This window comes from Secundilactobacillus collinoides DSM 20515 = JCM 1123, assembly GCF_001435975.1.
In the GTDB taxonomy this organism is placed as follows: domain Bacteria; phylum Bacillota; class Bacilli; order Lactobacillales; family Lactobacillaceae; genus Secundilactobacillus; species Secundilactobacillus collinoides.
The window spans coordinates 1-24,646 of the sequence record NZ_AYYR01000023.1; the positions used below are offsets into that span (position 1 = coordinate 1).

The 24,646-nt window shown below is 44.9% G+C and carries 32 protein-coding genes and 1 tRNA gene; 21 read left to right on the plus strand and 12 right to left on the minus strand.

All coding sequences use genetic code 11. From position 1 onward, the window contains the following. Positions 1–129 precede the first annotated feature (129 nt). The 6 genes from FC82_RS05165 to FC82_RS05185 are packed head-to-tail and all read left to right on the plus strand — an operon-like array spanning position 130 to position 3,162. Entirely contained in the window at positions 130–609 is a 480-nt protein-coding gene (locus FC82_RS05165) for a hypothetical protein (RefSeq protein ID WP_054761863.1), read from the plus strand. Next, positions 609–779: a hypothetical protein gene (locus FC82_RS16705; RefSeq protein WP_156405124.1), complete on the plus strand. Its 171-nt coding sequence runs from the start codon at positions 609–611 to the stop codon at positions 777–779. The genes FC82_RS05165 and FC82_RS16705 overlap by 1 nt, the downstream gene beginning before the upstream one ends. A gap of 42 nt (positions 780–821) precedes the next feature. Then, positions 822–1,133 carry a hypothetical protein gene (locus FC82_RS05170; RefSeq protein ID WP_235809178.1) on the plus strand — a complete coding sequence of 104 codons (312 nt, stop codon included), beginning with the start codon at positions 822–824 and terminating at the stop codon, positions 1,131–1,133. A gap of 12 nt (positions 1,134–1,145) precedes the next feature. Then, positions 1,146–1,505: a hypothetical protein gene (locus FC82_RS05175; protein WP_054761861.1), complete on the plus strand. Its 360-nt coding sequence runs from the start codon at positions 1,146–1,148 to the stop codon at positions 1,503–1,505. Then, entirely contained in the window at positions 1,505–2,047 is a 543-nt protein-coding gene (locus FC82_RS05180; RefSeq protein ID WP_054761859.1) for a hypothetical protein, read from the plus strand. Before FC82_RS05175 ends, FC82_RS05180 begins: the two co-directional genes overlap by 1 nt. Positions 2,048–2,049: 2 nt before the next feature. Next, positions 2,050–3,162, plus strand: a complete 1,113-nt coding sequence (locus FC82_RS05185; protein ID WP_054761857.1) for a GH25 family lysozyme — start codon at positions 2,050–2,052, stop codon at positions 3,160–3,162. Between the two features lie 644 nt (positions 3,163–3,806). On the opposite strand, the gene FC82_RS05190 is transcribed toward FC82_RS05185, so the two are convergent. The 4 genes from FC82_RS05190 to FC82_RS05205 form a co-directional block, all read right to left on the minus strand. Continuing rightward, entirely contained in the window at positions 3,807–4,001 is a 195-nt protein-coding gene (locus FC82_RS05190) for a hypothetical protein (RefSeq protein ID WP_054761855.1), read from the minus strand. Positions 4,002–4,202: 201 nt separating this feature from the next. Next, positions 4,203–4,290: transfer RNA gene (locus tag FC82_RS05195), tRNA-Ser, on the minus strand. 125 nt (positions 4,291–4,415) lie between these two features. Further along, complete coding sequence (locus tag FC82_RS05200; RefSeq protein ID WP_056996398.1) at positions 4,416–5,360, minus strand: phosphoglycerate dehydrogenase; 945 nt, start codon at positions 5,358–5,360, stop codon at positions 4,416–4,418. Between the two features lie 1,096 nt (positions 5,361–6,456). Further along, positions 6,457–7,005 carry a GNAT family N-acetyltransferase gene (locus FC82_RS05205; RefSeq protein WP_056996399.1) on the minus strand — a complete coding sequence of 183 codons (549 nt, stop codon included), beginning with the start codon at positions 7,003–7,005 and terminating at the stop codon, positions 6,457–6,459. Positions 7,006–7,290: 285 nt separating this feature from the next. Here FC82_RS05205 and FC82_RS05210 point away from each other — a divergent pair, with 285 nt between their 5' ends. Continuing rightward, entirely contained in the window at positions 7,291–7,731 is a 441-nt protein-coding gene (locus FC82_RS05210; RefSeq protein WP_054761851.1) for a universal stress protein, read from the plus strand. A gap of 112 nt (positions 7,732–7,843) precedes the next feature. Here the strand turns inward: FC82_RS05210 and FC82_RS16710 are convergent, their stop codons facing one another. The 5 genes from FC82_RS16710 to FC82_RS05225 form a co-directional block, all read right to left on the minus strand. Beyond that, entirely contained in the window at positions 7,844–8,020 is a 177-nt protein-coding gene (locus tag FC82_RS16710; protein ID WP_153020973.1) for a 50S ribosomal protein L4, read from the minus strand. 148 nt (positions 8,021–8,168) lie between these two features. Next, positions 8,169–8,300, minus strand: a complete 132-nt coding sequence (locus FC82_RS17315; protein ID WP_268873495.1) for a hypothetical protein — start codon at positions 8,298–8,300, stop codon at positions 8,169–8,171. Positions 8,301–8,317: 17 nt separating this feature from the next. Beyond that, entirely contained in the window at positions 8,318–8,683 is a 366-nt protein-coding gene (locus tag FC82_RS05215) for a hypothetical protein (RefSeq protein ID WP_054761849.1), read from the minus strand. Positions 8,684–8,716: 33 nt separating this feature from the next. Next, positions 8,717–8,983 carry an HPr family phosphocarrier protein gene (locus FC82_RS05220; protein ID WP_162260924.1) on the minus strand — a complete coding sequence of 89 codons (267 nt, stop codon included), beginning with the start codon at positions 8,981–8,983 and terminating at the stop codon, positions 8,717–8,719. Positions 8,984–9,095: 112 nt separating this feature from the next. Further along, a complete protein-coding gene (locus FC82_RS05225) occupies positions 9,096–9,308 on the minus strand; it encodes a hypothetical protein (RefSeq protein WP_054761847.1) in 213 nt (70 codons plus the stop codon). A 230-nt stretch (positions 9,309–9,538) separates the two neighbouring features. On the opposite strand from FC82_RS05225, the gene FC82_RS17125 reads away from it, so the two are divergent. Together FC82_RS17125 and FC82_RS05235 are read left to right on the plus strand one after the other, a co-directional pair. Beyond that, positions 9,539–9,793: a hypothetical protein gene (locus FC82_RS17125; RefSeq protein WP_235809179.1), complete on the plus strand. Its 255-nt coding sequence runs from the start codon at positions 9,539–9,541 to the stop codon at positions 9,791–9,793. Positions 9,794–9,806: 13 nt separating this feature from the next. After that, positions 9,807–10,976, plus strand: coding sequence for a hydroxymethylglutaryl-CoA synthase (locus FC82_RS05235; RefSeq protein ID WP_056996400.1), 1,170 nt, complete (start codon positions 9,807–9,809; stop codon positions 10,974–10,976). Positions 10,977–11,034: 58 nt separating this feature from the next. Here FC82_RS05235 and lexA read toward each other — a convergent pair whose 3' ends face one another. After that, on the minus strand, positions 11,035–11,664 hold the full coding sequence (gene lexA / locus FC82_RS05240) for a transcriptional repressor LexA (RefSeq protein WP_054761843.1): 630 nt from the start codon (positions 11,662–11,664) through the stop codon (positions 11,035–11,037). A gap of 169 nt (positions 11,665–11,833) precedes the next feature. On the opposite strand from lexA, the gene FC82_RS05245 reads away from it, so the two are divergent. The 4 genes from FC82_RS05245 (at position 11,834) to FC82_RS05260 (ending at position 16,223) form a co-directional block, all read left to right on the plus strand. Beyond that, complete coding sequence (locus tag FC82_RS05245) at positions 11,834–12,079, plus strand: DUF896 domain-containing protein (protein WP_056996401.1); 246 nt, start codon at positions 11,834–11,836, stop codon at positions 12,077–12,079. A gap of 83 nt (positions 12,080–12,162) precedes the next feature. Next, entirely contained in the window at positions 12,163–12,396 is a 234-nt protein-coding gene (locus FC82_RS05250) for a YneF family protein (protein WP_191982794.1), read from the plus strand. Positions 12,397–12,681: 285 nt separating this feature from the next. Further along, positions 12,682–14,430 (plus strand): ABC transporter ATP-binding protein, encoded by a 1,749-nt coding sequence (locus FC82_RS05255; RefSeq protein ID WP_056996403.1) that lies wholly within the window; start codon positions 12,682–12,684, stop codon positions 14,428–14,430. Next, the gene (locus FC82_RS05260; protein ID WP_056996404.1) at positions 14,430–16,223 is read left to right on the plus strand and encodes an ABC transporter ATP-binding protein; all 1,794 of its coding nucleotides are present in this window, start codon (positions 14,430–14,432) and stop codon (positions 16,221–16,223) included. Before FC82_RS05255 ends, FC82_RS05260 begins: the two co-directional genes overlap by 1 nt. Before the next feature lie 491 nt (positions 16,224–16,714). Here FC82_RS05260 and FC82_RS05265 read toward each other — a convergent pair whose 3' ends face one another. Further along, positions 16,715–17,338 (minus strand): lysophospholipid acyltransferase family protein, encoded by a 624-nt coding sequence (locus FC82_RS05265; RefSeq protein WP_056996405.1) that lies wholly within the window; start codon positions 17,336–17,338, stop codon positions 16,715–16,717. A 49-nt stretch (positions 17,339–17,387) separates the two neighbouring features. On the opposite strand from FC82_RS05265, the gene FC82_RS05270 reads away from it, so the two are divergent. The 3 genes from FC82_RS05270 (at position 17,388) to FC82_RS05280 (ending at position 19,569) form a co-directional block, all read left to right on the plus strand. Further along, positions 17,388–18,203: a tRNA1(Val) (adenine(37)-N6)-methyltransferase gene (locus tag FC82_RS05270; protein ID WP_420806428.1), complete on the plus strand. Its 816-nt coding sequence runs from the start codon at positions 17,388–17,390 to the stop codon at positions 18,201–18,203. Beyond that, positions 18,196–18,468 carry a GIY-YIG nuclease family protein gene (locus FC82_RS05275; protein ID WP_054761841.1) on the plus strand — a complete coding sequence of 91 codons (273 nt, stop codon included), beginning with the start codon at positions 18,196–18,198 and terminating at the stop codon, positions 18,466–18,468. Before FC82_RS05270 ends, FC82_RS05275 begins: the two co-directional genes overlap by 8 nt. Before the next feature lie 105 nt (positions 18,469–18,573). After that, positions 18,574–19,569, plus strand: a complete 996-nt coding sequence (locus FC82_RS05280) for a D-2-hydroxyacid dehydrogenase (protein WP_054761839.1) — start codon at positions 18,574–18,576, stop codon at positions 19,567–19,569. Between the two features lie 131 nt (positions 19,570–19,700). Here the strand turns inward: FC82_RS05280 and FC82_RS05285 are convergent, their stop codons facing one another. Further along, on the minus strand, positions 19,701–20,441 hold the full coding sequence (locus FC82_RS05285; RefSeq protein ID WP_082620210.1) for an HAD family hydrolase: 741 nt from the start codon (positions 20,439–20,441) through the stop codon (positions 19,701–19,703). 206 nt (positions 20,442–20,647) lie between these two features. Between FC82_RS05285 and rpsB the strand changes: the two genes are divergently transcribed. The 5 genes from rpsB (at position 20,648) to FC82_RS05310 (ending at position 24,538) form a co-directional block, all read left to right on the plus strand. Beyond that, positions 20,648–21,424, plus strand: coding sequence for a 30S ribosomal protein S2 (gene rpsB, locus FC82_RS05290; protein ID WP_054761835.1), 777 nt, complete (start codon positions 20,648–20,650; stop codon positions 21,422–21,424). A 143-nt stretch (positions 21,425–21,567) separates the two neighbouring features. Then, positions 21,568–22,449: a translation elongation factor Ts gene (tsf, locus tag FC82_RS05295; RefSeq protein WP_056996406.1), complete on the plus strand. Its 882-nt coding sequence runs from the start codon at positions 21,568–21,570 to the stop codon at positions 22,447–22,449. Positions 22,450–22,814: 365 nt separating this feature from the next. Then, positions 22,815–23,537 carry a UMP kinase gene (gene pyrH / locus FC82_RS05300; RefSeq protein ID WP_056996407.1) on the plus strand — a complete coding sequence of 241 codons (723 nt, stop codon included), beginning with the start codon at positions 22,815–22,817 and terminating at the stop codon, positions 23,535–23,537. Beyond that, complete coding sequence (gene frr, locus FC82_RS05305) at positions 23,534–24,097, plus strand: ribosome recycling factor (RefSeq protein ID WP_169790572.1); 564 nt, start codon at positions 23,534–23,536, stop codon at positions 24,095–24,097. The genes pyrH and frr overlap by 4 nt, the downstream gene beginning before the upstream one ends. A 30-nt stretch (positions 24,098–24,127) precedes the next feature. Further along, a complete protein-coding gene (locus tag FC82_RS05310) occupies positions 24,128–24,538 on the plus strand; it encodes a hypothetical protein (protein ID WP_056996408.1) in 411 nt (136 codons plus the stop codon). The last annotated feature ends 108 nt before the right edge of the window (positions 24,539–24,646 follow it).

Sequence of the window (24,646 nt, forward strand, 5' to 3'; positions counted from 1 at the left end):
ACAATAAAAAACTGGCATTGGCGTGACCACCAATACCAGAAATTTTACAGCCATTTATTTGGATGATAAACTTTAACACCTATAGCGATAGGTGTTTTTATTTTGCCTAAAAATTAAGGAGGAACACCAATGTTAATTTATTATGCAGCTGTTAATCAGGATACTGGACAAGTTACAGGAGTTCCACAAGATAGTGCTGGCGATGGACTACACATCTGTTTGGTTCCAGAAACATCTAAAGAATATTTTCTCCGGTGGCCAACGGTTTTTGCGGTTAAGGACGATGCTGGTCATCTTCAAGGCGCACCATGGTGTCCGGATCTAAGTATTGATTATTTACGGAATACTATCGATCAGCAGGCAGTTAAATTGGATGCATCTACTGCTATGGTTGATAACCTAAAAACACAACTAACAAGTCAAACCAAATTAACTAATAGCGCCATTATGGAGCTGTCTATGTACGTGACCGTACCGGCCGCCAACACTGGAACGGCTGATCAAGCGGCCACAACTACCACGCCAAACATATCAACTGCGGCTACTACACCCACGGATGATACTGCTGATACGAACACCACTGACACTACGAATGGGGGTGCAAACTAATGAAATTTCCTGCAATCTCACGTATTTGGGCAAGCGCAGTGGAATCCAGATCGATCACCATTGATGATGTGCCAGCCCTCTTCAAGGCTGATGCTCAACAGTACATTATGACTGATTCTGCGACCACCGATACTAAGGCTACCGTGGGGGCTTCCACATCTGTTAATTAAGTTGACGTTTTGTAAGAATACTTTTGTGAAAGAAGGGATAGTTTGAACGATGCAGACCATAAATTGCTCATGCAACATGACACTGAACTATCAGATCACGAACGTCGAATCAATGATCTGAGCGACAAAATGACAGATACGCTGAATCGAGTAGATGAAAGTAACAAGTATCTGCGTGAGCAGAACAATCGAATTCTTGAAGCTGTTATTCGAGGTAACGAAAAAAGTGACACTCATAAGGCAGAGCTTGAAACGATTAATCGGCAAAATATATGGAAAGTATTGTTAATCACGATTAGTTCAAGCTCGCTTTTGTATTTAATCATTCAACAAATTTTTCATTCAATTCATTAGGAGGAATCATTTATGGTAGTTAATCAAACAATTGTAGCTTATGCACTTTTAATTTTGGACAAGAAATTCACACTGGACTTGGTACCGGCTCAATTTAAAGACGATGTGGGTTATTTAGTAACGTATTTTTCGAATGGCTTAGCCACTAGCACTCAATCAGTTACTGAGAACACCGTCACTCCAGCATCAACCGATACCGCCATCGCTAAAACGTATTCTAACGCTGTTTCAAGCATGGCAGCCGCACCCACCAAAACAGAAACAACCCCGGCCGTAAACCAAGGTGGTGTAGTTAATACGCAACCTATCGTGGAATCAGACGACAAGGAAGCTACTATTGATTTAGTAAAGGGAACAAAGGGGGCAGTCTAATGAACTGGACTAAGATTATTTCAGACGCACTCAATTGGCTGATTGGTGGCGGTGGCACTTTGACCCTGGCCGTCATTCTGAAAAACTGGCCGAAGATTATTGGCGCCTTGGAAAACTTTGCTGACCAAACGAAGACGAACAAGGATAATCAAGTGGTTGACCGTATCAAGTCCATGGCACAGACGTTAGTCACTGCGATCCAGCCATTGGCATTGCCCGGCGCCGACCAAAAGAAGCTGGCTTCACAACGCCTAGTCGAACTTGCTAAGGACTTTAACGTCGATCTAGACAGTGACAAGGCCAACGACTACATCGAGGAGGCCTACCAGCTTAATTACGGCGCTGTTAAAGCCACTACAGCTGAAGCAACGCAACTGACATCAAAAGACGCTGTAAAAGCTGTTCAACAGGCGGCAGCCAACTTTGACGTGATGAATCCACCAGCCATTAAACTAGCCGATGGTGATGCAGTTAAAATTGGTAATAAGACATACACCCTCAACGCCGATAACGGCATCTTCTTAACTGCAAAGGAGGGGTAACAATGGCTTCATACTTCATTGATGTATCAGGTTATCAGCCTGATACACTGGCGTACTTTCAAGATAAGAAGGCCCGCGGTGCTAAGGGTGTTGTCGTTAAGACCTCCCAGGGTGGATATGGTGGTACACCGTACATCAATCCACAGGGCAAGGCACAAATAGCTAACGCGAAGAAAGCTGGCCTGAAGGTGGCACTGTATCATTACGGCACCTTTAACTCCCTCAAATACGGGAGCGGTGATCCAGCTACCGAAGCTCATTTGATGGCCGACGTGGCCAAAGCGTGGGGTTGCGGTTACGATACCGTCATGGTGCTTGACGCCGAAGACAGTTCACTACGGACAAAGGCCAGTGCTGATGCTGCCCTTTTCTATAACGAGCTTAAACGGCGCGGATACTCACACTTTGACATCTACGGTCCCGGTAGCTGGTTCTGGGCCGGACGTTTGAAGATTGGCACAAGCTACGGTCTTGACGGCTGGCCTGCTGCGTATAACAATTCTGGTTCCGGTGTGAGCGGTGCTAAGGCATGGCAATACACCGACAACTGGAAAGGCTTAGGTGTGGATGGCTCACTGGATTATAGCGGACAGTACACAACTGGATCTACTAGTACAGTCAAAGCCAAGCCTAAGACTTATACCAAGGACAACGTGCATGACTACTACTTCACGTACAATTCTGGTCGGATCATTACCAAGACGACTATCTACCAGCATAGGACTACCAAACTCTCCAGTAAGTCGAACAGAGGTCTTAAAATCAAAGCTGGCACTCCGGTGGATATTGCCAAAGTACATTTCGACAGTAAAGGTATTGTGCCATTTTTTGAGTTAGCCAACGGCTGCTACATCACTGCTAATCGCGACATGGTGATCAACGCCTTCTATGAATCACCTCTGAAAGCTATTAAAGTGATCAAAGCGACCTACTTATATAAAGATTTACAACGAACTAAGGTAGTTAAAAGATCTGGATTCAAGTCTAACAAGTGGCCGAAGAACACGCAGTTCACTGTCGATAAAGCCATAGCATACAATGGCAAATGGTTACTTAAATTGAGCAACGGGTACTACTGTACCGGATACAAACTTTACGTAAAGAAGATTGCTTGATATAATTGAATTACAAATTTATCTCGAAGCCTCCGGACCTGTAATGGGTCGGGAGGTTTTTTTGATGAATGCTTAAATTACTCTTCTATAAATTAATTGATATACCAACTTAAATATGATTGGACAAACTAAAATCGGCCACTAGCCTAACAATTGTTAGCAGTCAAACTATAGTAACTAAGAAATTGCAGAAGGGAGCTTTATAATCCATTCCAATTTAATAGCTAAAAGGTGTTTTAGTAATTGTAAAATGAGTATGTAAAATATAAGTTACACGGAAGCCACAAAAATGTACTTGATTAAGAAAAAGGGGGCGAAGATAACACAGCATACAAGCGATACCGCAAAAGGAAATTACAAGCTTGTCACTTTAAATTTATTGAATTAAAAAGTTGCTAACTATAATTGTTACTGTCTCGTGAAGGTATAAAGTCAATAGAACAATTTATTGAATCTTAAATAGAGTGCATAAAATTGATTGCTAGTAAAGGTGAACACCAGGTTATCAATCAACGAATTGATAATATTGAAGAAGATGTTAGTGAACTCAAGCAAAAATAGTGTTATACTTGAGGCACCTTGAAAGTTAATCATTGGACACAAAAAAGGGGCACTCATCTCATTGCGAGGTGGGTGGCCCTTTTTTATTTTCTTATATACTCCAGCATTATGGACTGGTACATTAGCACCTCGTCAACGTAGTGATCGTATGCTTCTTCGATGGTAGTAAATTCTTCATCGTAGACTAGGTGTCCGTCCTCATACGATTTTACATATACGTCATGCATGGCAATCATCGACGAGTAATCGCCATACACCATGTAATACATCTCAAACATAATTCATCCCTCCTACATAACATAATAGGTATAAGTAATGTGTTATAAATCAGAACTTGATTGGTTAGACGCAGTTTTAGTGGTTAGATATGTGGTTAGATAAAGAGTTAGATTATTATGAGCTATTTAATCTGATAAAAAATAAAAAGTCCATAATAGCACCGCTTTAGGTAACCATCATGGACTATTGGGTTTCTACTAAGGAGAGTACAGGATTTGAACCTGCGCGCCGGTATTAGCCGGTTCGCCGGATTTCGAGTCCGGTGCATTACCACTCTGCCAACTCTCCATTAATCAACAGCACTAAATAATTATACCAAAGCTGAGAAAACTTGCAAGGGCTTTAGCTATCATTTTGGGGAGAGATCAATTGATTTTGACAGGATCAGCGGCAACGATAATTTTTTGATGATTTTACAATTTCGGTTCATTCACAGCCCATTGTGGTGTCTGCCCACGTAGGACTTGTTCGATCATCTTCACAGCACCCATTGCCATACGCTGGTTGGATTCAACGGTGTTCGATCCTACGTGTGGAGTGACAAACACATTATCCAATGCCAGCAGCGGATTATCAGCTGTGATTGGCTCGTGCTGATAAACGTCTAAAGCGGCGCCTGCGAGCTTTTTGGACTTTAAGGCATCCACTAAGGCACCTTCATCCACAATGGCACCACGGGCTAAATTTATCAGCGAGGCGGTCGGCTTCATAAGTGCAAGGGTTTGGGCATTGACGATTTCTTTAGTTTCTGGAACAGCAGCCAGATGCAGTGAGACAAAGTCGGCCGTCTTAAACAGGGTGTCCCAGTCAACGTATTCGCCGTAATCCGTCTCATAGTGGGTCCGGTTATAGATCAGAATTTTAACGCCAAAGCTGCTTAAGATTTTCGCAACGGCTTGACCGATATGGCCGAAGCCAACGATGCCGACTGTTGCGCCGATGAGGTCATGGCCCATGATATGATAGCCGCCAGTCCAGTCACCAGCGCGAAGCTTCTTTGAAATGGGATCAAACTTCCGGGCCAGCAGCATGATGTCCAAAACAGCTGCTTCCGCAACGCTCACTGCGTTAGCACCAGGCGTGTTGGTCACCCATATGCCTTTCTTGGCAGCAAAATTCACGTCGATGTTGTCGTAACCAACACCGCGGCGGGCCAGAACTTTTAGGTTTGGCATTTTATCATACATGCTGTTTGGAATCTTATTGCTGATCATCATGACTGCGGCAGCATCTGGCGCAGTTGCCAAGATGTTTTCTTCGTCAGGATTGTCAACGGTGAGGACTTCAAATCCTTGTTTTGTTAAGTAGTGCTCGGTCAGTTCGTCAGCCACGGCTGGCATAATTATTTTTTCGGTCATATCGCGCATCCTTTTGTTTTATTTATCGTCTTTCCAACCAGTAAGGGCACAATTAAACAATTCGTGACTGGCGGATAGGAGATATGCAAATTAGAGTCAAAATGAGATTAGTTATTGCCACTATTATAATAACTAAAATAGGCTTAAAACAAGCTTAAAACAAGCTTAAATCGTGCGCTTCTGGTACTAAAACCAAGACAACCCGCAATTGTCTAAATTGATACTCAGGAACGCGCTGTATTAATAAAAAAAGACACTTGAAATTCATAATGAACCGGTCTAAAATGGCAGAATAACTTGAGTACAATGAGACTCATGTTAGGTAAATAAATGGTTGAGTGTCTTTGCCGGTGTGGTGGGGCACTCTTTTTGTCGCCTGAGGTCCATTTATGTGCGAGGCCGTAACTGGTGAAGCGTGTGAGATTATTTACAGCCCTGATTTCAAAGTGATCTAACATTGTCCCAACACCAAAATGATTTAAAAAAAGAAAAAAACTAAAATAAAATAAATTTTCGATTGTCGGGGAGTAAATCCCGCCACATCAGCATTTCACTTACAATTTAAAAGTAAAAAGGCCACATAACCATCATGATAGCGCTTTAAAAGTCGAAAATTATCGTACAAATTGTTTACAAATAAATTTATTGGGTGTATTGTTAACAGCATACTTTCCAGTACGAATGTACTTATTCTCAACTACCAAAAGAAGTCGATCCCGGGTTTCCGGGATGGGCTTTTTTTGTGCAGAGAGGGGCGCAAGTTGTTTGAAGGGCGGAGCCGCTAGTCTTGGGAAGCTCGTTTCAACTAGGCTGCCGGGGCGATCATCGCAAGCACCACTAAGGTGAAAAAAACTAAAAATCCGAGTCTGATCCTTGGCTCAGAGCCCTTTATTTGGTCACACATTGCCTTTCCGGACCAACCTCAAATAAGTTATCAAGTATGCGAGAATTGAAGGCTCGCCGGCAAACGATAAGAATAGTGTGTATAACCTAAAAACGCCGACCGCTCAAAAAAACACCCAACAATAATCCAAGAAAGAATTATTGCTGGGCGCTTTATTGGGCCGAAAAAGGCCGTTAAATTTTTTCCGTCAGGCTAGCTAGCATGTGGCATTGAACTTTGGTTAGACGTCAGCCGTTCATAGACGTAGCTAATATCATTTTTGTGATAGACGCCATAAATTTCACCAACTTTAGTGAAAGCCATTTTGTTGATCAGATGCTGCATGGCTTGATTGTCAGCATGGGTATCGATCCGAAGACTGTCGATTTCAGGGTGATTCTCTTCGACGTGGCTGATCACACTTTCAAATAATTGCGTGGCGTAGCCCTTGCCACCATGGTTGGAATGAATGGCAACCCGGTGAATCACGAGGTAATTGTCATTGTGATTGAGCCAATCACCCGTCATGGTGTCGTATGAGTGATCAGGGGCCGTGACGATGGCAATGGCGCCTACCGTTTCATTATCATCTGAATTTGCGAGGTAGGCAAACCCGTGGTTAATATCATATGTGATCTGGTCGGTAGAAGGGTAGTCACCCTGCCATTGATCGACGCCTTTTTCAGCGAGTTGATCGCGGCCGTCACTTAGAATCGCCAAAATGGTGTCTAAATCAGCGAGCGTTGCTTTTGTTAATTTCATCTATTAACACTCCTTTTGCAAAGAAATCACAACGTTTAATGTAACTGATAATGACTTGAATTACCAGCATTAATGTTTAACCCTGATAGTATTTTCATAAATAAAACATTTTTGCTGAAACGTTTTAATGAACGGCTTCACGCTAGCAACCAGATTCATGGTCAATGAACGCTTACTCAGAGCATTTACGTTGCGATTTGACAGAAATTTAGTGATAATAATGGTATAGGATGACGTTCGGGAAAGACACACACAAGACCTATTTGACACTGAAAGGAGTCGCGTATGTATCAAGATATTTTAGTGCCCTTAGACGGCAGTGTAAACGCCGATGAAGCATTACAAGAAGCCATTCAGCTTAGCCGCTATTTCGGCTCGCAAATCACGTTATTAACCGTGGTCAACAACAGTAATTGGCTGGCAGCTTCCGGCAGTATCACTTATGATTTTACGAAGGATTATCGGGAAAGAGCGGAAAAATTATTAGCGCAGGGAAGTGAAATCGCAGAAAAAGCCGGCATTCAAACAGAATCGGTCATTGAGACGGGGATTCCAAAGAATGTGGTTGTCTCATTTGCAAAAGAGCACGCAATCGATCTGATTGTTATCGGTAAATCGGGGGCAGATGCCATCAACCGCATGTTGATTGGGTCAACTACTGCCTATGTTGTCCGGAATGCGTCGGTGCGCGTTCTCGTTGTTAATGATGATGATACTTCTGAATAAATAACGACACAGGGGTGTGACTGCAAACATCCTGACCATATCAAGACAGACCCATCTGAAAATGCCAAAGGCGTTTTTAGATGGGTCTGCTTCGTACCAGAAATGGACAAAACTATTTCGCTGTAAAATTCGATTTAAAAATATAGCCGCAGGAAGGGCAGTGGTTCATCCCATGATAAATGGTCATTGGACGGCGACACTGAGGGCAACTGCCACGGACACCGCGGGCAATCTTTTTAAATGTGGGTTTCTTTGGCTCATCAGCATGAGTCGTTTTTTCTTCGGTCATGGTTAAGGCCTCCCTCACGTTTAGTATACGCTTTTATGCGTGTTTACGATAATAATTGCGTATCAATGACGACATAGACGACTGGTTATCAATAAAAAAAACCAGCATATGAATGCTGGTTCAATAGCAACTTGTATAACGCAACTTCTTAGTGGCAATCCTTGCGGGCTGCAGAAAGTTCAGTCAGCGCTTGAATCACTTGTTGCTGTTTTTCGTAATCGAGCTTAGTAAAGGCATCGATAAAGGTACTGTACGTTGTTTCAAAATTAGTGTCTGCCATTTGATAAAACCTCCTGATCAGCCGAGGAGCAATTGATGCGCCACTTTAATCTGTGGCGTTTGGCCTTGATGGTCGGCGACGATTTGTAAAATATCGGCCTTAGAAGGGACCTTAAGGACGTGTTCGTCCTCGCTCGTGGCGAAGTTTACATTGCACAGCAGATATTTTTCGGCATCCATTGCGTCATCAATATCGCGAATGAGGTTGAGGGCCGGTTTGCCTGACATAAAGAACGACGCCGGTGCGGCAAATCGTTGGTAGGACACGTTGCCAAACTGGGTGATGCTTTTATGTTCTTCGGGATCGGCAAGAATGACTTTATAATTGATAGTGACCGTTTCACGGGTGACTCGATTATTAAAGTTGATAGTGTACTGATTCAACGCGATTCCTCCCCAGCGATGAGCGATACGAGACTAAAGCGTTTTGACGAATTTCTTGTCAGTTAGAGCAGAAATGACTTCTTGTAGTTGCGCATCGTCGCCCTCAACGCTGATTTCAATATCAGCGTCAGCAGGAACGCCGAGACTCATGACGCCAAGACTGCTGTTCGCAATTGTGGTGGTCCCGTTATACTTGAGCATAATCTTAAAGGTAAAGGTTGATAATTCATTGGTAAGTTGGTTAACAGTGTCGCCAGTTAGACCACCGTTAGCAATGACACGTACTTTTGTACTTTTCAAATTGAACACCTCAACATTCTCAAATTGGATGTGTAATCGCTACACACTACGTTAAATTTAACATAATGACGCTTTCATAGACAAGTAATTTGGACGAAAGTATAACACTTGTTTAATTTACGATGGCGTCAAATCCATTGTATGCTACAACAAGCCCAAGCCAAAACGCACCGGCAAAAACGAGTAAAATTGCGCCAATAATGCCAAGGGCGCGCATCCATTTTTGCAACGTTGGGCGTTCGCAAAAATGAGCGCCAACCAATCCGGCAATAATCACCAATCCGGCAAACAAAATATTATAAGTGTTTGAAGTTAGAAGTCTCACAGGACACATCCTCACTTTACGTGTTAAAGTTATTTTAGCATGGTTCACGCACATTACAAGTGTGGTTTAAAGGGGGGTGCCAAATGCGCTTTTCGGATTTAACACCAATTGAGTTAAGTGTATTATCACAATCATCTGTATATAGCAATTCACAACCCAGACCGCGTATACACGACCGACAGCTTGACTGGCGACGACTTTATACACTCATAAATGATAATTCTGAACAGTTGCTGGAAGTTAAAGCTGGTCTGGCAGAGGACTGGGTACGCACCCATGGCACTGTTTGGGATGTGAAACAGGGCTTTCATCGACGGCCCAACGATACCTATGACTATGATGACACAGTGTTTTGGGGCTATTCTTCATGGGCGACCCCCGCAATCGTGGTTACGTTTGCCGATGAACGCGAAGCCGCGTTTGCGCTCTACACCCATGGAAAGGATTATAATTATCACTACTTAGGTTACGGACAACTAGATTAAAGGAGTACTCAAGATGCAAGTAGGAATTGACAAGATCGGCTTTTACGCACCCAGTCAGTATTTAGATTTGACTGAGTTAGCACAGGCTCGAGGCGAAGATCCAAACAAGTATTTGATCGGCATCGGTCAGAGTGAACAAGTTGTGATTCCAGTGACGCAGGATGTTGTGACTATGGCGGCCAGTGCGGCAAGTCAGGTGATCACGGACGATAATCGCGAGAAAATTGCGATGGTGATTTTTGGGACGGAATCAGGCATTGATCACTCAAAGTCAGCTGCGATGTATTTAAAACGGCTGCTGCATCTTCCAGATCAGATTCGTGCCATTGAAGTTAAACAGGCGTGCTATGGAGCCACTTTCGGGGTCCAAACGGCTAAGGATTACGTTAAGGCAAATCCAGAAAAACAGGTGTTGGTGATTGGTGCTGACATTGCCCGTTATGGGTTGAATACCCCTGGCGAGGTGACGCAGGGCGGCGGTGCCGTGGCAATGACGATTGCTGCAGCTCCGCAAATTTTGGCTCTGGATGACGCGACAAGTTTTCGTTCTGAGGATATCATGGACTTTTGGCGGCCTTTGTATCGAACCGAGGCACTGGTTGACGGCCGATATTCAGAAAATATCTACGTAGATTTCTTTCAGGCCGTTTTTCACGATTATTGCAAAACGACAGGCCGAACGATTGCTGATTTTGCCGCGCTGACCTACCATCTGCCATTTACAAAAATGGGATTGAAGGGGTTACGGTCAGTTTTGCCTGAGGCTAGCGACACTCAGCAAACGCGATTGAAGGCTAACTTTGAAGCTAGTCGGGTCTACAATCGTCGCGTCGGCAACTTGTACACTGGGTCACTCTATTTGAGCTTAATGTCATTGCTGGCGAACGCTGCGTTAGCGACTGGAGATCGCATCGGGCTGTTTAGCTACGGGTCAGGTGCTGAAGGCGAATTTTATAGTGGCACCTTGGTGCAATCGACACCAGCACTTGCTGCCAAGCAACAGTTCGATGCCTACTTTAAAAAGCGAACAAAATTGTCAGTTGCCGAGTATGAAAGTTGCTTCAAGCGGCAATTGCCAAACCATGACGTTCTGCTTGACACAAAGGCGGATGATGCACGGTTTGTATTAACTGGCATCAAACATGATCAGCGGCAATATGTTGATCGGAGCCACACTGAATAATGTAAGATACAAAAAGGCTCGAGCCATCGCAATGATGACCCGGGTCTTTTATAGTTCCTTATTGAATGTGGTCCCGATAAACACCGATCACTTTACCCAAAATCGTGACAGTGTCTAAAATAATGGGTGCCATGGTGTCATTGGCTGGTTGTAAACGGTAATAATTGTCTTCCTTGTAAAATCGTTTGCAAGTGGCTTCGTTGTCCTCAGTCATGGCAATCACGATGTCGCCATTGTCAGCGCTGTGCTGCTTTTTGACAATGACTTTATCGCCGTTCAAGATGGCGTCATTGATCATACTTTCGCCACGGATGGTCAGCATGAATAAGTCGCTTGCTTCATCCTCAAGTTCGTCAGGAATTGGAAAGTAATCTACGGCTTCCTGAACCGCTAAGATCGGCTGACCGGCAGTGACGGTTCCCAAAACGGGAATTTTAGTGGGTGTCAATTGAATACCTAACGCGTCAATGCCATTGTCAGTGACTTCCAGAGCCCGAGGTTTTGTCGGATCCTTAATCAGGTACCCCTTTTTAGTTAGCCGAGCAATGTGGCCGTGAACGGTGGACGTAGAACTGAGACCGACTGCTTCGCCGATTTCACGAACAGTCGGCGGATAGCCGTGTTCCTGTGTCTGATCATAAATATATTGCAAAATGGAGAGTTGTTTTGTCTCGGAAGATTTTGTCATGGATTTACCTCGAAAGTTCGTTGTTTTATTGGGTTTATTGTACCATGATTTCTTGTGAACTTCAAACAAACGTTCGGTTAACAGCATTTGTACATGATTAGTGGTCATTTCAATTGTTAATTGAGTCGAAAGCTGGTAAAATGTTTAACTGCGTGTAAGGAGTGATCATATGGCAGATGATGAAATGAAAAAATTAATTCCTCGAATCAATGAATTAGCCAAAAAGGCTAAAGAGGACGGCTTAAGTGAAGTCGAAGAGCTCGAGCGTAAGAAACTACGAAAACGTTATTTAGAAAAGTTCCGTGAGAGTTTTAAGAGTCAAATCGAAATGGTTCGTGTTTTCGATAAAGCAGGAAAAGAAGTCACCCCTAAAAAGGTTCAAAAAATTCAACGCAAGAAGGGCCTGCGTGACTAATTTTTGAGATATTTCCAGAACCGCTTTTCATTTCAAGCGGAATTGTGTAATATTGTTTAAGGAAGTTTTAAAAAAGGAGGCACATCCGCTTGTCAACTGGTATTTGGATATTGATCGTTGCAATCGCACTGATTGTTGGTCTTGCCGGCGGGTTCTTCGGTGCACGTCGCTACATGGAGAAGTACATCAAAGAAAACCCACCGTTTAACGAAGATCAACTTCGGACGATGATGATGCAGATGGGACAACGCCCATCTGAAAAGAAACTGCGTCAGATGATGAACAGCATGAAACAACAAGACACGAGCAAAAAATAAGTCGATAATTGAGTCAGGACCGAAATCGGTCCTGACTCTTTATTTTGAGCATTGGGACGTTGAAGCCTGACGCAAACAAGTCGTGTTCGCAACCCAGGAGGTCTCAGCTAATTATTCCACGTTGAATCATTAACCGAGGCTTCCTATTTGGTTTGGTCACGCGTGCGGGTAACAACTTTAAGAACAAACGGCCGTTAAGGTGTCGTTTAAGTCTCCTGTGACGGACTGTGATACGCTAGACCTATTTGATATTTAAGTATTGGAAAGAGATGTGAAGAAGGTACCATGGGAATTTTTCGAAAACTGGGCTGGTATTTTAAACGGGAACGGCGCACTTATCTGATTGGTGTGCTGGGCTTATTACTGACCGCTTTATTTGCCATCATCCCACCACGGCTGATCGGGATGGTCGTGGATGCGATTCATGACCACAGTTTAACTGGTCAGCGACTGGCCTTATTTTTAACGATACTTGTCGTTGCGGCAATCGGTCAATACGTGACCCGGTACATGTGGCGCACCGCTATTTGGGGGGCAGCAGCTGAGCTGGAAAGGTTGTTGCGGACCCGATTATTCAAGCATTACATGATTATGGATCAAGCGTTTTATCAGCGTTATCGGACAGGTGATCTGATGGCTCGGGCAACGAATGATCTGCAAGCTATTCAACGGGTTGCCGGTGGTGGGATTTTGCAATTTGCGGATTCCATTATTACTGGTGGCACAACGCTGATCGCCATGATGACACTGGTGAATTGGCGGTTGACGCTGATTGCCGTACTGCCGTTTCCGTTACTTGCAGTGATGGCTTTTTATCTTGGTCAAAAAATGAACATCGCGTTTCGTGATTCGCAGGCAGCTTTTTCTCGGCTGAACAACAAGGCACAGGAAAGCATCACCGGAATCAAGGTCATCAAAAGTTTGGGACAAGAGCGCGAAGATATGGCTGATTTTAACCAGCAGGTCGATGAAACCATTAACGTGAATTGGCGAGTTAATCGCCTGGATGCGATGTTTGATCCATTAACAACGTTGATCATTGCGCTGGCCTATGTCGCCACAATCATTATCGGCGGGTCACTCGTTGTTCACGGAACGATCACGATTGGGAATCTGGTCACCTTTATCACGTATTTGGCCATGATGGTTTGGCCGATTTTTGCCGTTGGCATGCTGTTCAACACGCTTGAACGCGGGAACGCCAGTTATGACCGGGTCATGCATTTGCTGAACGAAAAACCGGAAGTGAGCCTTGGTAACAGTGGCCGCAGTGCTGCGCCAGAAGGTGATCTGAATTTTGCGATTCAACAATTTCAGTATCCTGGTGATGATCAACCGAGTTTACATGACGTGACATTTTCGGTGAAACAGGGTCAGACGCTGGGAATTGTCGGCCGGGTCGGGTCCGGGAAATCAACAATTATGCGGTTGATCCTCAGGCAGTTTGAACACTACCAAGGCCGGATTCGAATGGCTGGCGATGATATTCGAGATTACCAGTTGGATGCCTATCTGCCAGCAATCGGGTACGTGCCCCAGGATAGTTTCTTGTTTTCTGATTCAGTTCGTGAAAACATCGCGTTTGCGCGACCGGATGCAACGATGGCTGAGGTGGAAGCCGTGGCTGAAAAGAGCGACCTTGCCCACCAGATCAGCCAGTTTCCGGATGGATATGAGACGCAGGTCGGTGAAGATGGTATTTCGCTGTCCGGTGGTCAACGGCAGCGGTTGGCAATTGCCCGGGCTCTGATGATCGATCCGGAATTATTGATTTTAGATGATGCTTTATCAGCTGTCGATGCCGAAACGGAGAGTCAGATTTTGGGACAGCTTCGGGCAGACCGTCAACACAAAACAACGATTATTGCGGCCCACAGGTTGAGTTCGGTAATGCACGCAGATGAGATCATTGTGATGGACGGCGGGCACATTGTTGAGCGCGGCGATCACGCGTCGCTGATGGCTGGCAATGGCTGGTACCGGCAGATGTTTGACCGGCAAGCTTTGCAACTCAAGGTTAGGGGGGAAGAGTGATGAAGGAAACAAAACACGAATCAGCATGGGCGAAATCACTGCCCGTCAAGGACCAGTTTCGAATTGTCGGCAAGCTGATCGGGTTCGCGAAACCGTACTGGCGGCACTTCATTGCTGCCATCGTTTTGGCGGCGGCTGTCAGCGTTGTCAACATCTATCTCCCGACAATCATTCGAATCTACATGGATACTTACCTCAAGGTTGGCAAAGCGCATTACGGTATTATGTGGTTCTTTGCTGGTTTATATTTATTTGCGATGATCGTCAAAGCCGTCATGCAGTTCGGCCAAGACTTTTTGTACAGCATGGGTGCCGAGTACATGCTGGAAAATGTTCGGCGGCGGATATTTGCTAAACTGCACCGCTTAGGCATGCGGTATTTTGATCAGGTGCCAAGCGGGTCGATTGTCTCTCGGCTGACGAACGATACGATGTCGTTTTCAACGTTTTGGCAGTTGTTCAGCAGTTTGATCGTGGCGGCTTTCTCAGTCGTGTCCTGCGCGGTCGCGATGTTTATGTTAAACAAAACGGTGGCCCTGTGGCTGCTGGTCTTCATGCCGCTTCTCTTGATCGTTATCTGGTACTACCAGCGCTATAGCTCACGAGTTTATCGACGGATGCGGGAACGGTTAAGTGAACTTAATGCACGACTTGCGGAGGCCATTACCGGTGTCAGCACCATTCAGCAGTTCAGACAGGGCAAGCGGATGAGCAACGAATTCAGTCACACCAACAACGCTTATTTTGACACCCGAAAAGCCATGATTCGTATCAACGCCCTGTTGTTAAGTCCCATCATTAATCTGTTTTATGCGTTAGGGGTCGTCGTTGTTCTGGGATTATTTGGTGTCAAGGGCCTCAACGGTTACGTCCCAGCGGGGATGATCTACGCCTTTATTACGTACGTGGATAATTTTTATAATCCTATGACTTCGATGATGGATAATTTGAGTGATTTCCAAGATGGGGTTGTTTCGGGCTCACGTGTCATTAAACTGTTAAACGATAAAACGGCTGCCCCCGCCCAAACTCCGCAACCTGACAGGACGATAACGGATGGTAAGATCGAGTTTCGCCACGTGACCTTTGCCTACGATGGTGAAAATCCTGTTTTGAACGACGTTTCCTTTACTGCCGAACCGGGGCAGACCGTTGCCTTGGTTGGTGAGACTGGGAGCGGAAAAACGTCAACCATTAACGTTTTGATGCGTTTTTACGAGTATCAATCAGGTGATGTACTGATCGATGGTCATAGTATCCGGGAATACGAAATAAAAGAATTGCGGCAAAAAATGGGACTGGTCCTGCAGGAACCGTTTCTTTTTTATGGCACGGTAGCGTCAAACATCCGAATGTTTAACGAGTCGCTTTCAGACCAACAGGTTCGAGCGGCTGCGCGGTTTGTGAATGCTGACACCTTTATCGAAAACCTGCCACGCGGGTATGACTCCCGGGTGATAGAGCGCGGCAGCGGCTACTCTAGTGGGCAGCGACAATTGATTTCGTTTGCCCGCACGGTCGCCACTGATCCAAAGATTTTGATTCTGGATGAAGCGACTGCCAATATTGATACGGAAACGGAGCAAACGATTCAAAACAGCCTGAATCAAATGCGTGCCGGTAGAACAACCATTGCGATTGCCCACCGCCTGTCAACGATTCAAAATGCTGATTTGATTTTGGTCCTGTCGAAGGGCCGCATTGTTGAACGCGGTACAAACGATGAACTGATGCAGCAGCATGGCGTTTATTACGATATGATCCAGTTGCAGAATACGGCGCATTTGGATTAGAGAGCGCGGAGCAAGGCGCTTAAGGGGCGGAGCCTAACGGACTCTGAGCCAAAAAGTCCGGGTCTGACTTTTTGGCTCAGAGTCCGTTAGGCAGGAGCCCCTTGCCTTGCGGAGCGCGTTTAGTCTCGAGGACAGAGATGAGCTGTATATAAAGGGTCTCTATTAGAAGTGCAGGATACCTGAGATAATATGATTACCATCTCAACTCAGCACTTCTTGTTTTTTTGCCAATCACATAAGCTGATACCCTTACCAAAACAACTCAGAAATGCTAATCAAACATCGTTCCTTTAGTGTCAGAAAAAGCGGTGGTGTCACTAACATGTGTATATTACAAAAAGCTCAGCGTACGATTATACGCTGAGCTTTTTTGTGGGCACTGAGAATTAGCAAACCAAGTAAAACTTCTGGTTGACTGTTAGTCGAAGAGGCGGGCGGACTACTGTACCAAAACGTATTTCAACAAGACCGGGCGTCCCCTTGAAGCACGTTTATTTTTCCGTTACATCCTCATAGTGAAAATTCGGATCGATTTCCTTATCCAACTTATCGAAAGCGGATTGCATTTGTTTTTCCACCTGTGCCAAACCGCCATCGTTTAGTTTCAGCTTCGGATCTACGTAGAACGGATCACCGAAGGACACGGTAACGGGTTTGCGGCTGAAGAGCGACTTGAAGGTTAACGGGCCTTGATACACAGTCGGCACGATTGGCACCTTCGACAGCTTAGCAATCACGGCCACACCGCCCTTAAGTTCCTGTGAATGGCGGGTACCTGACGGAAACATGACCAGTGACAGATCGTCATTTCGCAGCATTTTGACCGGGGTCTTGATTGCTGATGGACCAGGATGTTCACGATCGACAGGAAAAGCGTTGGCGTGGTTCAAAATAAACCTGAGAATTGGGTTTTTGAACAGTTCGATTTTGGCCATAAAGCTGAATTTTTTCGGGCTGGCAGCCAGTGCGTAGTAGATCGGGTCAAACCAGGTCCGGTGGGGGCCGACCAGAATGTAGTTACCCTCTGGCAGGCGGTCCATATTGATGAAACGGTTGTTGCCGTTGACAACAAAAAGAATGATTCTAACAAGAACACGTAAAAACGAGTAGAACATTGTGAAACCTCACTAACTTTAATGTTGTATAATGATAGCCTATATTATAATGATAATAGCGACAAACATCAATGAAATGGGTGATAATTTGGGGGATGTCAAACTCTTGGCTGACGAACGCGTCGATCAGCTGTACAGTCAAGATATTCAAATCATACAGAGCAGCCAGGTCTTTTCGTTCTCTCTGGATGCCGTACTGTTGGCTAACTTTGCAAAGGCACCAGCGAGTCCGAAGGGAAAACTGGTGGATCTGTGTGCAGGCAACGGCGCGGTGGGCTTGTTTATGGCGCCGCGAACGCGCGGAAAGATTGCCATGGTCGAACTTCAGCCGCGGTTGGCGGATATGGCGCAACGTTCAGTCGTGCTAAATGACCTAGCCGACAAGGTGACAGTGTATAACCAGGACCTCGCTATCATCACTGAACAGATTCCTAAGGACAGCATCGATGTGGTAACTTGCAACCCGCCGTATTTTTCAGATCTGCCGGATAGCAAGAAGAATCCAAACAATTACTTGGCCATCGCACGCCACGAGATTGCGACAACACTCAATACTGTTCTGGCAACTACCAGCGATCTTCTAAAGATGAACGGGAAGGCCTATTTTGTGCACCGACCAGATCGATTAGTAGAATTATTGGCGCTGATGACGGCCAATCGATTAGCGGCCAAGCGGCTCCAATTCGTTTATCCAAAGGCGGGACGTGATGCCAATATTGTCTTGGTTGAAGCCATCAAGGATGGTAAGGCGACGGGCTTGAAGATATTGCCGCCCATCATGACCTATGATGATCATGGTGATCATGGTGAGTACTCGCCAATCATTCACAAGATGCTTTACGGGGAGTCGACGACCAATGAGTGACACTTATTATTTCTACGTGCTACTATGCGCAGACAACACGTTATACGGCGGGTTTACCAATGATGTTGCCCAACGGTTCCATCAGCATGAGATCGGTAAAGGCGCTAAGTATACCAGAGTGAAAAGCCGACACCCGCTGAAACTGATCTATTCACAAACATTTGACTCGAAGTCCGCGGCCCTCAAGGCAGAGTATGCGTTTAAGCATCAACCGCGCTCGCAAAAACTTGCATTTTTGGCACAACACGGAGTGACAGTAGAGTGAAAGCGGTTTCTTGTGAAGTAATTCATATATTTCTATAAAAACGATTATCAAAGGTTTTAAAACGTGATAGAATGATAACAGATTCTTTGAATGGAGGAAACAATTGTGAAAATTATTGCATATGGTATGCGTGACGATGAAATGCCTTACTTGGAACAATGGTCAAAAGACAACAACATCGAGGTTAAGGCCGTTAAAGAATTGTTGGACGAAAACACTGTTGACTTAGCTAACGGCTACGATGGTGCGGTTGTCTATCAACAAAAGCCTTACACCGCTGAAGTATTGGACAAATTGGCTAGCTTCGGTATCAAGTCACTATCATTGCGTAACGTTGGTGTTGATAACATTGATGCAGACGCTATCAAGCGTGACGGCATCAAGGTTACCAACGTCCCAGCATACTCACCAAACGCCATTGCTGAATTAACAGCAACGCAATTGATGCGTTTGATTCGTCGGACCAACACGTTCGATCGTAAAATCGCTAATGGTGACCTTCGCTGGGCACCAGACATTGCTGACGAACTGGATCAAATGACTGTCGGTGTCATTGCCACTGGTCGTATCGGCCGTAAAGCAATCAACATTTACAGAGGCTTTGGTGCCAAGATCGTTGCTTACGATATCTACCATAATCCAGAACTGGAAAAAGAAGGTATCTACGTTGACACCTTGGATGAATTATATGCTAAGGCCGACGTTATTTCCTTGCACTCACCAGCAACTAAGGAAAACGAACATATGTTGGACGATGAAGCATTCAGCAAGATGAAGGATGGCGTTTACATCTTGAACCCTGCTCGTGGTGCCCTGATCGATACCGACGCTTTGATTCGTGCCTTGGATTCTGGTAAGGTCGGCGCTGCTGCCTTGGATGTTTACGAAGACGAAGTTGGTATTTTCAACACTGACTTTGGTTCATTCGATGCTATTCCAGACGAACGTCTTAAGAATTTGCTGAAGCGCGAAAACGTTTTGGTTACCCCACATATTGCTTTCTACACCAAGACCGCTGCTAAGAACATGACACAATTTGCCTTGACTAGCAACGTCAACTTGATTTCTAAGGGTACTGACGAAAGCGAAGTTAAATTTTAATTTAACCTCACCTATAAAGTGAAATAAACGAAGAGGTTCTCGACAATAATGTTGAGAACCTCTTTTTTCATCGCCAAATTAAAAAATACATCAAAAAAAGACCAACCCGAATTCAGGTTGGCCTTAAATGTCTAATATGTCGCTACGGACATGGCTTCCAACAAGTCAGCCAGTTCTTCAGTGGTCTCGACGGTTTGGTCAGGGATGAAGTTTGCGCCACGCAGTTCGGCGTGGCGGTGGTTAAACCAGAAGGCTTGCCAGCCAGCTTGCTTAGCCCCAATCATATCCGTATTGTAATTATCACCAATATAGACTGCTTCGTTTGCCTGCAGATCCAACATGCGATTAAAGTAGGTGAAAATCCGCGCATCGGGTTTTTGTAACCCGACTTCATCGGAAATCAACATCTTATCGCGGTCAATCCAGTGGTGCAGGTCTAACTGGAGTGCCTTTTTTGATTGTAGATCAGTCTCGCCGTTTGTAATCACGCCGAGCTGATAGTGCTCTTTCAATGATGATAGACAGCGCCGAATATCGGCAAATAAATCGATATGGGTCAATTCTTGTCGGTAGTGTTCCCAAAAGCTTTCGCTATGGTCGCTCGTAAACGCTGGTAGTCCTAATTCATCTAGGACTGGGTCAACCTGACGAGCAAAAGTCGCTGTGTCGGTTGCCTGAATTGCTTGGTCAGTTGCTACTTTAAACGCGCGATACAACCGTTGAACCATCACCTCTGATAGGTGGAGATCCTTATGGGTTGCTTCGACTGCTCGTTTGAAGGGCTTTAGCTGGTCATACAGGGTATCATCAAGATCAAAAACAACGGCTTTGATCATGGTTGGTTCCTCCTCACGCAGTTCTGCGACATCCATTGTAACATAATCGTAACACTTTACAAAATTAATTTTGGAATTCGTGTCAATTTGGCTTGCGATAGCGCTAAAAAACAGGTATACTAATTACCGGCTAATTGCCACAATTCACACCTCGCGCAATACGCTGGGCGGTGCTCTTCGGAGTTCCCGGTGTAAATGAACGTGGGGGAGGATATAAACTAATTTAATGGAGGCTATATTTCATGGCTGTTATCACAATGAAACAATTGCTTGAAGCTGGGGTCCACTTTGGTCACCAGACGCGTCGTTGGAACCCAAAGATGAAGGAATACATCTTCACTGAACGTAACGGGATCTACATCATTGACTTACAAAAGACGGTTAAGTTGATCGATGCTGCTTACAACTTCGTTAAGGACGAAGCATCTAAGGGTGCTGTTGTTCTGTTCGTTGGGACTAAGAAGCAAGCGCAAGACTCAATCGCTGAAGAAGCAACCCGTGCTGGTCAATACTACGTTAACCACCGTTGGTTAGGTGGGACTTTGACCAACTGGAACACCATCCAAACTCGGATCAAGCGTCTTAAAGATTTGAAGAAGATGGCTGAAGATGGGACCTTTGATCGTCTTCCTAAGAAGGAAGTTTCCTTACTGAAGAAGCAAACTGACAAGTTGGAACGTTTCTTGGGCGGTATCGAAGATATGCCTAAGCTGCCTGACGTTATGTTTGTTGTTGATCCTCGCAAGGAACAAATTGCCGTTAAGGAAGCTCAAAAGTTGAACATTCCTATCGTTGCCATGGTTGATACCAACACTGACCCAGACGATATCGATGTTATCATTCCTTCTAACGATGACGCTATTCGTGCCGTTCGTTTGATCACCAGCAAGATGGCTGACGCTATCATCGAAGGTCGTCAAGGCGAAGACGAAGCAGCCCAAGCAGGCGACACTGACATGCAAGATGTTGTTGACGCTGTTGAAGGCGACAACGCTTCAAACGAAAACGCCGCAAAATAATTTTTTACACTTACCATTAAGTTAAAAACAATATCAGTACTAGGCTGGCTGAAAAATGTGGACCCACGCGGCCTGATATTTTCTGTCAGCCTTTTATTGTGTTGAAGATTACTGAAACAGTACTCAATAAGGAGGCCAATTAAATGGCAAGCATTACTGCAAAATTAGTTAAAGAATTACGTGACAAGACCAGCGTTGGTATGATGGACGCTAAGAAGGCCTTGGTTGCTACTGATAGCGACATGGAAAAGGCTGTTGATTTCCTACGTGAAAAGGGTATCGCTAAAGCCGAAAAGAAGAGCGGCAACGTTGCTGCTAACGGTTTAGCACACATTACTGTTGATGGTAACGTGGCTGCTATCACTGAACTCAACTCAGAAACCGACTTCGTTGCAACTAACGACCGGTTTATCAACTTGGTGAACACAATCACTGACCTGATTGCTGCTAACAAGCCAGCTGATCTTGATGCTGCCATGGCTTTGAAGAACGACAAAGGCCAATCAATCAACGATTTGATTGTTGAACAAACTCAAGTGACATCAGAAAAGACGACTTTGCGTCGGTTTACTGTTCTTGAAAAGCCCGATGGTGATGTCTTTGGCGCCTACCTGCACAATGGTGGCCAAATCGCTGCCTTGGTAGAACTTGAGGGTGCTGATGAATCAGTGGCTAAGAACGTCGCAATGCACGTTGCTGCCGTTAATCCTGAATTCGTTTCACGTGACGAGATTCCCGCAGAACGGTTGGATCACGAACGCGAAGTCTTGAAGAAGGAAGCCTTGAACGAAGGCAAACCTGAAAAGATTGTTGAAAAGATGGTTGAAGGCCGTCTCCGTAAGTTCTTGTCAGAAATCAGTTTAGCTGACCAAGAATTTGTTATGGATTCTGACCAAACTGTTAGCCAGTATGTGGCTTCAAAGGGCGGCAAACTGAAAAAGTTTGTCCGTTACGAAGTTGGTGAAGGTATCGAAAAGAAGGTTGAAAACTTCGAAGACGAAGTGAACAGCCAAATTAACGGTTAATCTGTACATTAAAGGGGGACTGGGGAATGGTAGATTTCCCAGTCTCTTTTCGTGTGGCTAGAAATTTTGAAGAGGGTTGCACGGACCACTGGTTTCGTTGTAGCCTACAATTGAGGGTTCGTAGTCACTCGTTATACAATTCAAGCGATTGACGGTACCAAAAAGTGTTCTTTCGTGAAATATAATCGTGGGCAGCTTACCGTTCTCAAACAACGTCGATGACTTATTTGCCGATGATTGAAAAACACAAGTGTTAAAAAAGCACAAATACGTCAAGCTTTTATGTAGTTTAACCGGATTACCGGTATCGAATTGTTGTCAATTATGATAAAATCAATCACAGACAAGCTAATAGGAGGATCATAATGACGGACTTAAAGTATAAGCGCATCATACTTAAACTGAGTGGTGAAGCCTTAGCAGGTGACCAAGGGTTTGGGATTCACCCACCGGTTATCAAAACGGTTGCTAAAGAAGTGAAGGATGTCTATGAACTCGGTCTTCAGATCGGCATCGTTGTCGGTGGCGGTAACATGTGGCGTGGCGAATCTGGTGCCCAAATGGGAATGGAACGTGCCCAAGCGGATTACATCGGGATGCTAGCTACCATCATGAACGCCCTGGCGTTACAGGATAATTTGGAGTCGTTGGACGTGCCTACGCGGGTCCAGACCTCAATCGAGATGAGAGAAATTGCTGAACCTTACATTCGTCGTAAGGCAATTCGGCATCTTGAAAAAAACCGGGTCGTTATTTTTGCGGGTGGTACTGGTAGCCCGTACTTCTCAACTGATACGACCGCTGCATTGCGGGCAGCTGAAATCAACGCTGACGCTATTTTGATGGCTAAGAACGGTGTTGATGGGGTCTACTCTGCCGATCCTAACATTGACGCAAGCGCCGTAAAGTATGATCATTTGACCCAAATGGACATTATCAACAAAGGTCTGCACGTTATGGATTCTACTGCCAGCACGTTGTCAATGGACAACGATATTCCGCTGGAAGTCTTTAACTTAAACAAGCCAGGTAACATTAAAAAAGTCGTTTTAGGTGAACAAATCGGTACAACTGTAAGGGGGAAATAATTTTGGCTGAACCAATTATTGATGAAGCAAAACAAAAGATGAAGAAGGCTGAAGAAGCGCTTAGCCGCGAATTCGGTACGATCCGAGCTGGTCGCGCTAACGCTAGTTTATTGAGCCGTGTTACGGTTGACTATTACGGTGTCGAAACACCAATCAATCAGGTGGCTTCCATTACCACCCCAGAACCTCGGGTGATCATGGTCACCCCATTTGATAAGTCTTCATTGCAAGATGTCGAAAAGGGTATCATGGAATCTGACTTGGGCATCACACCCGCTAATGACGGGACTGCGATCCGGTTAGTTGTGCCGCAACTGACTGAAGAACGTCGTCAAGAACTTGCTAAGCAGGTTCGTGCCGTTGCTGAAACCGGCAAAGTTGCCGTTCGTAACGTTCGGCGCGAAGCGATGGACGCTGTTAAAAAGGGTCATAAAAATGGTGATTTCACCGACGATGATCTTCACAATTTGGAAAAGAAAGTTCAAAATGTGACTGACGATGCCATTAAGGGTATTGATAAACTGACTGAAGAAAAAGAAACGGAAATCATTTCTGGTTAATCCGGAATCGAAAAAGGAAGGGATTATTAAATGGCACAAGACGATGAAGCTGTTGAATTAACGCCAGGCACCCCCGAGTTTGAAAAAATGGTTTTTAAGTTGAACCAAGAGGTCAACGCAGAAAACTTAGCAATCTTGAACTACGATGGTAACGAATTACAAGAAATCGAAAAGGGCGTTTATGCACAACCCGCCTATGTTGCCGATGACTTTAACTTATTCTTTATCGTCACTCAATTGATTGAGGACGACTGGATCGTTGCCTTCTCTCAAGCAACGATTGAAAATGAGAGTGATATTACGGATTTAAGTGAACCCATTCCAACTGGTAAAGGGTTAAACATGTTGGGTAACCAAAGTCCTGATGATGCGAACAAGCTGTTACAATACTTCAATACATTATCAGACGCCAATCGCGGCGAATGGCGATTACTTCAGTAAGCTTATTTTAAATTCTGTTAAATATCATCGTTCAGGCAGAGTTGGAATAGTCGCCAACTCTGTTTTTTGGTATGATAAGCTTTTGGAAGTCAATATGGAGGTGCCACT

Coding starts and splice junctions, on each gene's coding strand:
- FC82_RS05165 (WP_054761863.1), top strand. CDS start 130: ATGTTAATTTATTATGCAGCTGTTAATCAGGATACTGGACAAGTTACA.
- FC82_RS16705 (WP_156405124.1), top strand. CDS start 609: ATGAAATTTCCTGCAATCTCACGTATTTGGGCAAGCGCAGTGGAATCC.
- FC82_RS05175 (WP_054761861.1), top strand. CDS start 1,146: ATGGTAGTTAATCAAACAATTGTAGCTTATGCACTTTTAATTTTGGAC.
- FC82_RS05180 (WP_054761859.1), top strand. CDS start 1,505: ATGAACTGGACTAAGATTATTTCAGACGCACTCAATTGGCTGATTGGT.
- FC82_RS05185 (WP_054761857.1), top strand. CDS start 2,050: ATGGCTTCATACTTCATTGATGTATCAGGTTATCAGCCTGATACACTG.
- FC82_RS05190 (WP_054761855.1), bottom strand. CDS start 4,001: ATGTTTGAGATGTATTACATGGTGTATGGCGATTACTCGTCGATGATT.
- FC82_RS05200 (WP_056996398.1), bottom strand. CDS start 5,360: ATGACCGAAAAAATAATTATGCCAGCCGTGGCTGACGAACTGACCGAG.
- FC82_RS05205 (WP_056996399.1), bottom strand. CDS start 7,005: ATGAAATTAACAAAAGCAACGCTCGCTGATTTAGACACCATTTTGGCG.
- FC82_RS05210 (WP_054761851.1), top strand. CDS start 7,291: ATGTATCAAGATATTTTAGTGCCCTTAGACGGCAGTGTAAACGCCGAT.
- FC82_RS16710 (WP_153020973.1), bottom strand. CDS start 8,020: ATGACCGAAGAAAAAACGACTCATGCTGATGAGCCAAAGAAACCCACA.
- FC82_RS17315 (WP_268873495.1), bottom strand. CDS start 8,300: ATGGCAGACACTAATTTTGAAACAACGTACAGTACCTTTATCGATGCC.
- FC82_RS05235 (WP_056996400.1), top strand. CDS start 9,807: ATGCAAGTAGGAATTGACAAGATCGGCTTTTACGCACCCAGTCAGTAT.
- lexA (WP_054761843.1), bottom strand. CDS start 11,664: ATGACAAAATCTTCCGAGACAAAACAACTCTCCATTTTGCAATATATT.
- FC82_RS05245 (WP_056996401.1), top strand. CDS start 11,834: ATGGCAGATGATGAAATGAAAAAATTAATTCCTCGAATCAATGAATTA.
- FC82_RS05255 (WP_056996403.1), top strand. CDS start 12,682: ATGGGAATTTTTCGAAAACTGGGCTGGTATTTTAAACGGGAACGGCGC.
- FC82_RS05260 (WP_056996404.1), top strand. CDS start 14,430: ATGAAGGAAACAAAACACGAATCAGCATGGGCGAAATCACTGCCCGTC.
- FC82_RS05265 (WP_056996405.1), bottom strand. CDS start 17,338: ATGTTCTACTCGTTTTTACGTGTTCTTGTTAGAATCATTCTTTTTGTT.
- FC82_RS05270 (WP_420806428.1), top strand. CDS start 17,388: ATGATAATAGCGACAAACATCAATGAAATGGGTGATAATTTGGGGGAT.
- FC82_RS05275 (WP_054761841.1), top strand. CDS start 18,196: ATGAGTGACACTTATTATTTCTACGTGCTACTATGCGCAGACAACACG.
- FC82_RS05285 (WP_082620210.1), bottom strand. CDS start 20,441: ATGGATGTCGCAGAACTGCGTGAGGAGGAACCAACCATGATCAAAGCC.
- rpsB (WP_054761835.1), top strand. CDS start 20,648: ATGGCTGTTATCACAATGAAACAATTGCTTGAAGCTGGGGTCCACTTT.
- tsf (WP_056996406.1), top strand. CDS start 21,568: ATGGCAAGCATTACTGCAAAATTAGTTAAAGAATTACGTGACAAGACC.
- pyrH (WP_056996407.1), top strand. CDS start 22,815: ATGACGGACTTAAAGTATAAGCGCATCATACTTAAACTGAGTGGTGAA.
- FC82_RS05310 (WP_056996408.1), top strand. CDS start 24,128: ATGGCACAAGACGATGAAGCTGTTGAATTAACGCCAGGCACCCCCGAG.